The sequence below is a fragment of the Streptomyces sp. SID486 genome, from assembly GCF_009865385.1.
Classification (GTDB): Bacteria; Actinomycetota; Actinomycetes; order Streptomycetales; family Streptomycetaceae; genus Streptomyces.
Genome location: NZ_WWJT01000213.1, coordinates 26,944 through 38,257, shown reverse-complemented (window position 1 = coordinate 38,257; position 11,314 = coordinate 26,944). Strand labels below are relative to the sequence as shown.

General features: G+C 72.5%; 11 protein-coding genes. 8 read left to right on the top strand and 3 right to left on the bottom strand.

Features of this window, described 5'->3' with window-relative positions:
• Positions 1 to 365 precede the first annotated feature (365 nt).
• From GT045_RS10910 to GT045_RS10890, 5 genes are all read left to right on the top strand, one after another.
• On the top strand, positions 366 to 659 hold the full coding sequence (locus GT045_RS10910; RefSeq protein ID WP_161334028.1) for a hypothetical protein: 294 nt from the start codon (positions 366 to 368) through the stop codon (positions 657 to 659).
• Between the two features lie 124 nt (positions 660 to 783).
• Positions 784 to 1,392, top strand: coding sequence for a hypothetical protein (locus GT045_RS10905; protein ID WP_161334027.1), 609 nt, complete (start codon positions 784 to 786; stop codon positions 1,390 to 1,392).
• Positions 1,389 to 2,561, top strand: a complete 1,173-nt coding sequence (locus tag GT045_RS10900; RefSeq protein ID WP_202515727.1) for a hypothetical protein — start codon at positions 1,389 to 1,391, stop codon at positions 2,559 to 2,561. Before GT045_RS10905 ends, GT045_RS10900 begins: the two co-directional genes overlap by 4 nt.
• A gap of 544 nt (positions 2,562 to 3,105) precedes the next feature.
• A complete protein-coding gene (locus GT045_RS10895; RefSeq protein ID WP_202515726.1) occupies positions 3,106 to 4,245 on the top strand; it encodes a DUF6545 domain-containing protein in 1,140 nt (379 codons plus the stop codon).
• Positions 4,246 to 4,277: 32 nt separating this feature from the next.
• Positions 4,278 to 5,732 (top strand): NAD(P)-binding protein, encoded by a 1,455-nt coding sequence (locus GT045_RS10890; RefSeq protein ID WP_202527740.1) that lies wholly within the window; start codon positions 4,278 to 4,280, stop codon positions 5,730 to 5,732.
• Positions 5,733 to 5,972: 240 nt separating this feature from the next.
• Here the strand turns inward: GT045_RS10890 and GT045_RS40430 are convergent, their stop codons facing one another.
• The 3 genes from GT045_RS40430 to GT045_RS10880 all read right to left on the bottom strand — a co-directional run bounded on the left by GT045_RS40430 (position 5,973) and on the right by GT045_RS10880 (position 8,039).
• Positions 5,973 to 6,107, bottom strand: coding sequence for a hypothetical protein (locus tag GT045_RS40430; protein WP_272926850.1), 135 nt, complete (start codon positions 6,105 to 6,107; stop codon positions 5,973 to 5,975).
• 157 nt (positions 6,108 to 6,264) lie between these two features.
• Complete coding sequence (locus tag GT045_RS10885; RefSeq protein WP_161334026.1) at positions 6,265 to 7,023, bottom strand: AAA family ATPase; 759 nt, start codon at positions 7,021 to 7,023, stop codon at positions 6,265 to 6,267.
• Between the two features lie 260 nt (positions 7,024 to 7,283).
• Positions 7,284 to 8,039 carry a metallophosphoesterase gene (locus tag GT045_RS10880; protein ID WP_161334025.1) on the bottom strand — a complete coding sequence of 252 codons (756 nt, stop codon included), beginning with the start codon at positions 8,037 to 8,039 and terminating at the stop codon, positions 7,284 to 7,286.
• Between the two features lie 405 nt (positions 8,040 to 8,444).
• Here GT045_RS10880 and GT045_RS10875 point away from each other — a divergent pair, with 405 nt between their 5' ends.
• The 3 genes from GT045_RS10875 (at position 8,445) to GT045_RS10865 (ending at position 11,301) form a co-directional block, all read left to right on the top strand.
• Positions 8,445 to 9,626 (top strand): MFS transporter, encoded by a 1,182-nt coding sequence (locus tag GT045_RS10875; protein WP_161334024.1) that lies wholly within the window; start codon positions 8,445 to 8,447, stop codon positions 9,624 to 9,626.
• 266 nt (positions 9,627 to 9,892) lie between these two features.
• Positions 9,893 to 10,597: a carbon-nitrogen hydrolase family protein gene (locus GT045_RS10870; protein ID WP_161334023.1), complete on the top strand. Its 705-nt coding sequence runs from the start codon at positions 9,893 to 9,895 to the stop codon at positions 10,595 to 10,597.
• A 452-nt stretch (positions 10,598 to 11,049) separates the two neighbouring features.
• Entirely contained in the window at positions 11,050 to 11,301 is a 252-nt protein-coding gene (locus GT045_RS10865; RefSeq protein ID WP_161298432.1) for a hypothetical protein, read from the top strand.
• Positions 11,302 to 11,314: the final 13 nt, after the last annotated feature.

The following is an 11,314-nucleotide window of genomic DNA, read 5'->3' as shown; positions in this document are numbered from 1 at the left end:
GAGGGACGCGGGACGCCGGGACGCGGGCCGGGGCAAGGGCCGGCGGGCGGCCGGGACGGCCGACAGCCGGGCGCTTCCGGGACCGACCCGATGCGGGCGGCGCGTACCCGGCCCGCAGCCGGTGTCGCCCGCTGCCGGAGGCTGGTGCGGGAGGCTGGTGCGGGAGGCTGATGCCTGGAGGCTGATGCCTGGAGGCTGACGCCGTGCCGGGGTGCTTGGCGGTGCCGCGTACGGGGCACCGGCCTGTCGGTCGAACCTGCCCACTTCGGCAGGTTTCCACAACGCTGTCGACCGGTCATGGCGATGCGGCTACTCTCGCCTAGGTCCCACGCCCTTGATCAGCGACGCGCCCAGGAGAATGCTCGGTGGCAGCAGATGACACCTACGCAAGACCGGCCGGAACCCTGGACCGCATCCGGCACGCCTGCGACTGCGCCCGGTTGACCGAGGTACTGGACGCGCGGGGGCTGTCGTTGGACACCGGGACACCCGAGACCGTCGTGCGGGTCCTGCTCGCGGGGGGCCGCGCCGAGGAGATGCCGGTGGCGCAGCGCGTACGGCAGCGACTGGACTTCCGCGCGAGACCCGTCGGCGCGAGGACCACCCGGCCCGGCCCGGCCGACGCCGCCGTGCCGGTGCACAAGGAGCGGGTGCCGTGACCGGCACGCCGGGCGGGACGCCGTGTCCCGCACGCCGCCCCGACGCGCCCGCCACGCGTCGGGGTACCGGCGTTGCGGATGGTTGCCGGTCTTCTTGCAGCTGCCGGGACCGCCGATGACCCCCATGTCCCGGCTTCGCCAGTGGCAGAGGTTACGGGAACGCGACCGGCAGATGCGGCAGTTCGCCGAGACGCTCATCGCCCCTGTCCGGCAGCGCCTCAGCGGTGTCGTCGCGGACGACGGCACACCGTCCGGCGCCGGTCCGGCAGCCGGTCCCGAGGTCCTCTTCGACGCGCTGGTGGAGTCCGCCAGGCAGTGGCGCGGTGATCGCAGGCTCGTGGTGCACAAGGTGCACATCCCGCGTGAGTTCAGGGCGACGGGCATGTGGCTGGAGCGTACGGACCAGGACGACGTCATCATCGAGCAGGACGCGGAGATCTGGCACCAGGCCCAGATCTTCGGTCATGAGCTGTGGCACATGCGGCAGAAGGACGGCTTCTCGCCCGAGCAGTTGGCGAGCGGGGCCTGGGACGCCCTGGAGTCGGCGCACGCCCACGGCGCCCAGCCGGCCGCCGCGCGGTCACGTTTCGACGAGGACCCCGAGAAGGAGGCGGAACTGTTCGGGATCCGCGTCGGGCAGGAGATGCGGGCACTGATGGAGCGAGACGTGATCGTCGGCGAGACGGCACGCCGTATCGCCGACGCTCTGAACTATCGGGGGAACCGGAGATGAGCGGGTCGATCAACTACGTGAGCTGTGGCCTGCTGTGGATCGCCCTCCTGGTGAAGCTGCCGGACCTCGTGCGGCACCGGCGTGAGCCGTCACTGCTGGCCATCAGCGGCGTGCTGGCGTCCGCGTCGCTGTGCTTCCTGTTCGGCGCGCCCGCTTCGGTGAAGGTGATCAACAGGGTGAGCGGCGTGCCCAATCTGGCCGCACCGCTGACCTACGCCTCCATCACCGCCTACAGCGCGGCGCTGCTGATCATGATCGCCTGCTGGCGTGGCGGGCCCCGGCTCCGCCGGACGACCCGCAGCTGGATCTGCGGATACGCCGTCGTCCTCGCGGGCATCGCGGTCCTGTTCGCGCTCGGGGACACGCGCGAGGAGCGCCGCAGCGACTTCGACACGTACTACGCGACGGCGCCCTGGCTCTCCGCCATGGTGGTGCTGTACCTGGTCGGGCATCTGACGGCGACCGGTGTCAGTGCGGTGTGGTCACTGCGCTGGGCATTCGAGGCGGAGGTGCGCAAGCGGCCCTGGCTGCGGACCAGTCTGCTGACCATCGGTGCCGGTACGCTCCTCAGCTCCGGCTACAGCCTGTCCAAGCTGGCCGCCGTCCTCGCCCGGTGGACCGGCCGCGACTGGGTGACCCTGGGAACGGCGCTGCCCCCGGTGTGTGCCGGTCTCGGGGCGGTCCTCACGGTGGCGGGGGTCCTGCTCCCCATGGCCGGACACCACCTGTCCTCATGGCGTGACTTCTTCCGTCTCGCGCCCCTGGACGCCGTACTCGATCCCGTTCTCACCGACCGTGCCCTGCGTGTGGAGCGCCCGCACTCCCCGTTCTTGTGGGGGACCTGGCGGTGGAGCACCATCCACAACGGTCTCCACGCCATCGAGACGCTCTACGACGAGTCGCTCTACGACCAGGCGCACGACGCGGAGCTGGCGAGAACGGGCGACTGGCGGAGAGCAAGTTCCGTCGCGTGGGCCGCGACCATCGCCGCGGCCGTGCAGCGCAGCACCGAGCCGGGCGTGGAGACCCCCGGCGCGCCGGCCCGGCTCTCCCACCCCCGGGACGCCGAGTCGTTGGTCCTCATCGCCGATGCCGTGAAGAGGTCCGGACAGCAGGCACGCGTCGCGCGGGCCGCCGAACCGGGCCCCGCCAGAACCCCTTCGCTGTGAGCACGCGTCCCGACGGCCTGCCAGAGCCCCGTCGCCGTGAGCTACGCGTCCCGCCGCGCTGCCGGACCCCTGCCACCGTGAACACACACCCCGACGCACCGCCCACCTCTTCACCGTGAACACGCACCCCGACACACCGCCGCCCCTTCACCGTGAACACACACCCCGACGCACCACCCACCCCTTCACCGTGAACACGCACCCCGGCACACCGCCGCCCCTTCACCGTGAATCCGCACCCCGACGCACCACCCGCCCTTCCACCGTGAATCCGCACCCCGACACACCACCCGCCCTTCCACCGTGAATCCGCACCCCGACACACCACCCGCCCTTCCACCGTGAATCCGCACCCCGACACACCACCCGCCCTTCCACCGTGAATCCGCACCCCGACACACCACCCGCCCTTCCACCGTGAATCCGCACCCCGACACACCACCCGCCCTTCCACCGTGAACGCGTATTCCTGTGCACGTAACCCCCCACAGACACAGCCAGCGGACGTGAACGGAGTCCCCGAAAGATGAGCATTGTCGTGTATATGGCATCTCTGCTGCTGGCTCTGGCCGCCCTGCTGCTGCGCCGGCCACGCCGGGCCCCCCGCTCACCGCTGTCCATCGCCACCCGGGCCACCGCGTTCATCGCCGCTGTGTGCTTCTTCTGGTCCGCCCCGACGACCCTCGCCGCCGTCAACCACGCCGTCGGGATCCCGAACATCGGTGCCCCGCTGACCTACAGCTCGATCACCGCCCTGAGCTGCTCGCTGATCACCCTGCTGATCCACTGGAGAGGCGGCCCGGAGCAGCGGATACGGCGCATGACATGGATGGCGGTCGCCGTCTACGGGACACTGATCATCGCCATCGTCACGCTGTTCTGCCTCGCGGGCGCGCACGAGGAACGGCTCCGGGACCTGGACACCTACTACGCGAACACCCCGTACATGAGGGAGATGATCACCCTCTACCTGCTGGGACATCTGGCGAGCACCATCATCCTGAGCGCGGTCTGCCTGAAGTGGGCACGCGACGAGGTCACCGGGCTCCTGCGGCTGGGCCTGCGGCTGATCCTGGCCGGCCTGCTCCTCGACGCCCTGGGCTTCACCCTCGCCAAGGTCACGGCGGTCGTCGCCCGCTGGCTCGGCTACGACCTGGACTTCCTGTCCACGACGCTCGCCCCACCGGCCGCCGCCCTGGGCGCCCTCATCTACTCCGCCGGATTCGTGCTGCCGCGCCTGGCGTCCTCCGCCGCCACGGAGCGGCAGAGCCTCGCCACCTACCGCGCACTGCGGCCCCTGTGGCTGGCGGTGAAGGACCTCGCTACGACGCCGCCGGTGGCGGAACCGTCCTGGTGGCAGCTGTGGTGGCAACTGCCGAGCAGCCGGCTCTACCTGCTGGAGGCGAACATCCGGGACGCCCTGCTGCAGCTCGCGGCGCACGTCGACCAGCGGGTCGGCCACCTGACGTACTCGGCCGCGGTGCAGCGCGGCGAAGGGCGGGAACGGGCCCGCGCCGCCTCGGAGAAGGCGATGATCATCGACGGCATCCGCCGTGCGTCGGGCGGCGGCGAGGGACCGGCCGATCCGCCGGAGAAGTTCCGTGTCACCGTCGACCTGGTGGAGCTGGCCCAGGTGGTGCACCACCACCGGCCGGCAGCGCCGCAGCAGGCCGGAACCAAGTGAAATCGTCTCAGGACCCTTACGAGGAGTATCAGTTGTCACACAGAGCGGTCGTGATCGGAGCGGGCGTGGCGGGGCTGCTGGCCGCAGCGGCGTTGTCGCGGGCCGAACCCACGATGCAGGTGCACCTTCTCGAGCAGGACGAGCTGACCGAGGGCCCCGCCGACCGGCGGGGTGTCCCCCAGGGCCGGCACGCCCACCTGCTCATGGCCGGCGGCCTGGCCGCCATGGAGTCGCTGCTGCCGGTGAGCGTGCGCGACCGCCTCCTCGTCGCAGGGGCCCACGAGATCGCGCTCGGCAACGGGATGCTGGCCCTGACCCCCGACAGCGGCTGGTTCCACCGGTGGCAGGGCGACAGTCCCCGCATGATCACCTGCACCCGGGCCCTGCTGGAGTGGGTCCTGCGGCAGATCCTGCGCGACTGCCACCCCCACGTCCGTCTCCACCGGGCCACGGTGGACGGCCTGTTGGGCGATGCCCGGCAGGTGCGGGGGGTCCGGGTCGGCGGCGGCACAACGGGCCACCGGCTCGGCCCGGAGCTGGAGGCCGACCTCGTCATCGACGCCAGCGGCCGGGGGTCGGGCAGCCTGAGCTGGCTCGCCGGCCTCGGTATCACCGGGATCGAAGAACGCAAGCTCGACTCCGGCCTCACCAACGCCACCCGGATCTACCGCGTACCGGAGGGTGCCGAATCGTTCCCTCTGACGCTGATCCAGGCGAATCCCTACGACGGCCGGCCCGGCCGCAGCGCCATGGTGCTGCCGATCGAGGGAAACCGTTGGATGGTCAGCGCGGGCGGTACCCGGGGCGGCGAGCCGCCGGCGGACCCCGAGGGCTTCCTCCAGTACGTCCTCAGCCTGCCGCACCCCATCGTCGGTCACCTCATCCGCGGTGCCCACGCCCTCACCGACGTGGTCGTCAGCCGCGGACGCAGCACCAGCAACACCCGCCGCTACTTCGAGAAGTCGCCGCACTGGCCCGAGCGGTTCATCCCGCTCGGCGACGCACTGGCCACCTTCAACCCGGCATACGGGCAGGGCATGTCCGTGGCCGCGCTCGGCGCCCAGGTGCTGGCCGACGAGCTGCGCGGCGGCCTGACCAGCCCCGGCCTGTCCCGACGCGTCCTGCGTGGCGCGGCCGGCCACGTCGACATGGCCTGGTCCGCCGCCGTGGGGATGGACGTCCTCTTCCCGGGCGTGACCGGCGGCGAGCCGGCCCTCGCCGACCGCCTCGCCGCCTGGTACACACGCCGGCTCACCAGAGCCGCCACGGGCTCCTACGACGCGGCGTCGGCCCTGTGGGACGTCACCAGCCTCACCGCACCCCCGACACGCGTCCTGCACCCCAAGGCCCTGCTGGCAGCCCTGAACGGCCCCCTGCTCCCCCCGACGACCGAGCCTCCGCTGCAGCCTTCCGAACGGGCGATACTCGACCAGCTCGCGAAATCGCGCACGGCACCGGAGGCGTCCCAGGGCCGGCGCACCAGGTAAGCGCACTTCCCACCGGCACACGGCGGCGCCCCGGCGCCAGCGGTGACGCGATCTCCGGCGCAGCGAGCGAGGCCGGGTAGCGGGGGGGGCGCGGACAGCCGGGCAGGGGCGCGCGCCACACCGCAGGGTCTCTCCGGCGCAGCGGGCGACGCCGGGTGGCCGGGGGCGCGGACAGCCGGGCAGGGGCGCGCGCCAGGTTCACGAACCCGCCGAGCGGGGCCGCGCGCTGCGGGCATCGGTTCACGCGAGCCGGACGCGCGTCCCGCCTTCGGTCAGGATGTCGAGCACGGAGCCGGACAGGTCGTACGGTTCACCGCGCGGCGCCGGCACGTGGGACAGGTGCCGGCGCGCGGTCTCGGCGCCGTGCTCGGGCACGCCGGACATCATGCCCGGACCAGGTGACGGCCACTGAACGCTTCTGGCGGCCGGGCGGAGAGACGGTGGCCCCGGGCGGCTGCCGCCAGAGGCGGTGGCCCCGGGCGGCTGCCGCCATCTCCTAGCCGGTGTCCACCTCCTAGCCGGTGTCCAGCTCCTAGCCGGTGTCCAGGAGATGCTTCAGGAACCGGCCCGGTGCTCGCAGGAAGTCGCGTGTCAGGCGCACCGGCAGAGCCCGGTCGAAGTCGACCTGTTCCATGGTGCCTTCACCCGTGATCTCCAGGATGGTCGCGCCGGGCAGGGCCAGGAGAACCGGCGAGTGCGTGGCGATGAGGAACTGGCTCCCCTGGTCGACCAGTTCGTGCATGCGCGCCAGCAGAGCCAGGCAGCTCTGGACGGAGAGCGCTGCCTCCGGCTCGTCGAGCAGGTACAGTCCGGCGGGCCCGAAACGGTGGGTCACCAGGTCGAGAAATGATTCTCCGTGAGAGCGCTCGTGCGGAGACACCCCGCCGTAGGCCGGCATCACGGGCCGGCCTCCGGCAGCGTCGAGCCTCTCGATCTCGCTGGCCACGTTGTAGTAGGACTCCGCCCGCAGGAAGAAGTCCGTGCGGGGTCGCTCGACCCCTCGGGTCAGGACCAGGTGGTCGCCCAGGGCGGACTTGGTGGCGCGGGTGGCGAAGCGGAAGTTCCGGCTGCCGCCCTCCGGGTTGAAACCTGCGGCCACTGCGACCCCCTCGATCAGCGTCGACTTGCCGGCACCGTTCTCGCCCACGAGGAACGTGGCGCCCGCCGGCAGGCCGAGGCCGCCCGAACGGGCGAGATGCCTCACCGCGGGCAGGTCGAAGGGGTACCGGCCGTCGTCGAACCCGGGGACGAGACGGATCTGCCGGATGAATCTCCCCGGGGCGGAGCTCACGAGGCACCAACCGCCTTCGTCCGCAGGGCTGCGCCCCGGTCTCCGCCAGGCGGTGAGAGTACGTCGTCCATCGCCACGCGGTGCTCCCGGAAGTCCTGGCTGCGAGCGGAGGGCCACTGCTACGCCCACGCTACCGCTCCGCGCGCTCACCGACTTCGGCGGCCGGCCGGAGGTCCTGATCGGAGCCACCCTACGGCCGCCGTACGAGACGCTGCGACATGCGGGGACACCGGCACCTGCGCCCGCGTCGGCGCGGACGTTCACACGCTGACGTGACGGTAGTGCGTGGTGAGCCGCCCCTCGTCAAGGACGTGGAAGGCCAGGGCGGGCGGTTGGTCCAGGTGGACGTGGCCGTGGGGGACGCCCGGGTGTTCCCAAGGGAGCCGCAGGGTGGAGACGACGCCGGGGGCCACGAGGAGCGGGCGTCCGGCGAAGACGGTCGCCGCCGCCGTGTGGGCGTGGCCGCACAGGAAGCCCGCGATGTTGCGGTGACGGTCGGCGAGGGCGGCGAGCCGCTCGGCACCGAACTGGCGGATCCCGTCGACGTAGGGGATGTGCAGGTCCGCCGGAGGGTGGTGGAAGCCGACCAGTACGGGGGTGTGCCGCGCCGTCTGTACCAGCACGTCCTCCAGCCACGCCAGGGTCTCCTCCGTCAGGAGGCCCTCGTCCTTGCCCGGCACCGACGAGTCGCACAGGGCGATCACCGCGTCAGCGCTGCGATGCACCTGGTTGACGGGGGCCGTCGAACCGGCCGCCTGCGCCAGCAGATGGCGACGGAACGCTTCACGCTCATCGTGGTTGCCGGGGCAGAACAGCACTGGGTGCCGGGAGGCCAGCAGTTCACGGGCCAGCTCGTACTCGGCCGGCAGACCGTGGTCGGTGACATCTCCGGTGACCACGATCGCGTGCAGGTCGTAGGGCAGCTCCTCCAGGTAGCGCATGACGGCGCGTGTGCGCTCGGCGCTGCGCGGTCCGGTGTCTACATGGGTGTCACTGATATGAGCGATCACGATCATCGTGGTGCGTCCCGTCGCTGTGAGTTCGTCAGATCACGTGAACTGTGACGCTAGACAGGCACCGGTCCCGGTACAAGATCCGCTTCCGTGCCGGAACACTGGTCCGGTTGACACACCCGCTCGGGCGCGGGGACTGCGGACACCTTGTGAGCGGGCGGCCCCGGCGCGGAGGCCGGGACGGCCGTCCGGCGCGGGTGCTCCGCCGGGTACGGGCGTTCCAGGGCTGCCGAGCGATTGCCGGGCCGGTCCGCGCACAACGTTTCCCCGATTGCCGGGCCGTTCTGCGTACAGCGTGTCCGCGATTGCCGGGCCGGTCCGCGCACGACATGTCCGCGATTGCCGGGGCGGTCTATGTACAGCGTGTCCGCGATGGCCGCTCCCCCGTGTGCGCCCTAGCGTCGGACCGTGCATTCCTCCTGCGGTGAGCCGGCCGACGACACCGGGGCCGGCCTGTCCGTCTGGCCGGTGGCGCTGGCCTGGCTGACCCAGTTCCTGGTGGGGACCGACCTCTTCGTGGTGGCCCCGCTCATGCCCCATATCGCCGCGTCCTTCGGCGTCTCCGCAGCCGGCACCGGCCTGCTGGTCACCGCCTTCTCGATCGCGTATGTGGTGGCGTCGCCCGTCGCCGGCTGGATCTGCGACCGCCGGGACCGGGCCACGGTCCTGGTGGCCGCTCTGGTGCTGTTCTCCGCGGCCAACATCGGTACGGCCCTGGCACCCGGTTTCGGCGTGCTGCTCGTGGCCCGTGTGGTCGCCGGCCTCGCCGCCGCCGCGACCGGCCCGACCGTGTACGCCCTGGTCAGCACCCGCGCGCGGCCCCAGGCCCGGGCGCAGGTGCTGGCCGTGGTGGGGTCGGGCCTGCTGACCGCCCTGTGGGTCGGCGCGCCCGCCGGGTCGCTGCTGGGGCGGTACGTGGGCTGGCAGGCCGCCTTCGTCATCCTGGCCGCGGGCACGTTCCTGCTGGCGTTCCCGCACGCACTCGTCTGGCGCACCCCGCCCGGAACACCGGGGGCTTCGGCGGTGCCCCGCCGGGACCGGCGCCCCGACACGGCCGTCGCCGTGTCCGCCGTCGCGGTGACCGCCCTGTGGTCCTTCTCCGTGTACAGCCTCTACACCTTCCTGGCCCTGGCGCTGCACTCCGACGACCGGGCCACCGCCGTGACCTGGCTGCTGGTCGTGTACGGCATCGGCGCCGTCGTCGGCGGGCAGGCGGGCGGGCGGTTCGCCGACCGGGCGGACCCCGTGCGCATCACCAGGTCGGCCCTGGCACTGACGGCGGTGCTGGAAGCCGCCGTGGCCCTGGCGTTCCCGGCCACCTGGGCGCTGGCCTGCGCGCTGGCCCTGTTCGCGCCGGCCGCGTACGCCTTCTTCCCCGCCCAGCAGCGCCACCTGATCGACACGTTTCCCGAGCGGGCGACCGCCATGCTGTCGTGGAACAACAGCGCGCTGTTCGTGGGCCTGTCCCTGGCCGGCGCCGTGGGCGGACAGATCGTGCATGCCCTGGGCTACCCGGTGCTGCTGTACATCGGAGCCGCCGTGGCACTGCCGGCGTGCCTTCTCGCCCGCGGCCTCCGGGAAAGCGGATGACCCGCCGGCCCGCGGCAGGCCGTCCGGGCCCCCGGGGGGCAACGGGACCCGCACCGGCACACCGGCTGTGCAGGGCCCCACCACCCTCCGCCACACCACGGGCCGACCGGTCCGCTGCCCGGGCTGCCGTTCCTTGGCCGCGTGTCGCTCCGCCTGTCCCCCGCCGTGAGCCGAGAGCATCGCGGCCGGTCCGGTCGGCCCGGTCAGCCCGATCGGCCCTGGTCGGTCTGTAGGCTGATCGTGCCGTCGGGTGAGGGGAGTTCGGGGTGGAGCAGCCGTTGAGCGTCGCGGTGGCGCAGCCGAGGTGCACGGCTTACGACGTGGCGGCCAACGCCGTGGCCCACGCGCAGGCCGTTCGGGCGGCCCGCGCACGGGTGGTGGTCTTCCCCGAGATGTCGCTGACGGGTTACGAGCTGGACGCGGTGCCGGTCACCCCCGACGACGAACGGCTCGCTCCGATCGTCGCCGCCTGTGCCGAGACCGGGACGCTGGCCCTGGTCGGCGCACCGGTGCCGGGTCCGCACATCGGCGTGCTGGCCGTGGAGGGAGCCGGCGTGCGCGTGGCTTACGGGAAGATGTATCTGCACGACGGGGAGGCCGCGCGCTTCGTGCCAGGGGAGCCTGCCGTGCTCGAAGTGGACGGGTGGCGGCTGGGGCTCGCCGTCTGCCGCGACACGGGTTTCGCCGAGCACGCCGCGAAGACCGCCGCGCTGGGCATCGACGGGTACGTGGCCGGCGTCGTCCACGCTGATCACGAGGCTGAGCTCCACGGCGAGCGCGCCCGCAGGGTCGTAGCCGAACACGGCGTGTGGGCCGCCACGGCGGCTTTCGCGGGTCCGACCGGCGGCGGCTTCGACCGTACGTCCGGCCGTTCGGGCATCTGGTCGTCCGACGGAAGCCTCCTCGCGGAGGCGGGCGCAGCCCCCGACGAGATCGCGCGGGCGGTCTTCAGCAGGTCGGCCCGAGCCTGAGCGCGGGCACCCGCCAGGGGGCCGACGCTGAGGCGGGCACCCGCCAGGGGGCCGACGCTGAGGCGGGCACCCGCCAGGGGGCCGACGCTGAGGCGGGCACCCGCCAGGGGGCGGGTCGGTCCGAGCCTGAGCGCGGGCACCCGCCGGGGGGCCGAGGCTGAGCGCGGGCGCGGCGCGGCGCACGGGCGGAGATGCCGAGTGCCGGGCGCCTGTCTGGTAGCGGTGTCGGCTGGGACAGTGGTGGGCGGCAGCAGGCCGGAACCGGGGGAACTCGGGGGTACGCGGAAGGTGGCCGGGGATCAGCCGCCTCCCTGATCCGCTCGCTGCGTCGCCTGCGCGAGCGCATCGCACGGGGCCGGGCCCCGTGCGGTGCCGCCTCGATGTATGCGCCGGTGGTGGGCGGGTCTAAGGTCGGACAGGGTGAGAACCAGAGCGATGGAGGGTGGCCGGTGATGGCACGAGACGACGCCGTGATCGGCTGCACGGGGGAACTACTCATCGGCACCCGAGGACCCGCCGGACCCGGCGAGATCCTGGTGCGCGTCCGAGGCGGTTCCGAGACCTTTCTCGCCTGGTCGCAGGAGCCCCTGCCACTCGGGACGACCGTGCTCGTGATCGATTCCCGAGGATGTCGAGAAGTCGACGTCATCGCGTGGGGTGATCCGCTGGACCCGCCGGACGGCTCCGCCGCCGGCGTCGACTGAGGAGAAGAAGGAT

Excerpts from the sequence above, each read along its gene's own strand:
- GT045_RS10905 (WP_161334027.1), top strand. The coding sequence starts at position 784 with ATGTCCCGGCTTCGCCAGTGGCAGAGGTTACGGGAACGCGACCGGCAG.
- GT045_RS10900 (WP_202515727.1), top strand. The coding sequence starts at position 1,389 with ATGAGCGGGTCGATCAACTACGTGAGCTGTGGCCTGCTGTGGATCGCC.
- GT045_RS10895 (WP_202515726.1), top strand. The coding sequence starts at position 3,106 with ATGGCATCTCTGCTGCTGGCTCTGGCCGCCCTGCTGCTGCGCCGGCCA.
- GT045_RS10880 (WP_161334025.1), bottom strand. The coding sequence starts at position 8,039 with ATGATCGTGATCGCTCATATCAGTGACACCCATGTAGACACCGGACCG.
- GT045_RS10865 (WP_161298432.1), top strand. The coding sequence starts at position 11,050 with ATGGCACGAGACGACGCCGTGATCGGCTGCACGGGGGAACTACTCATC.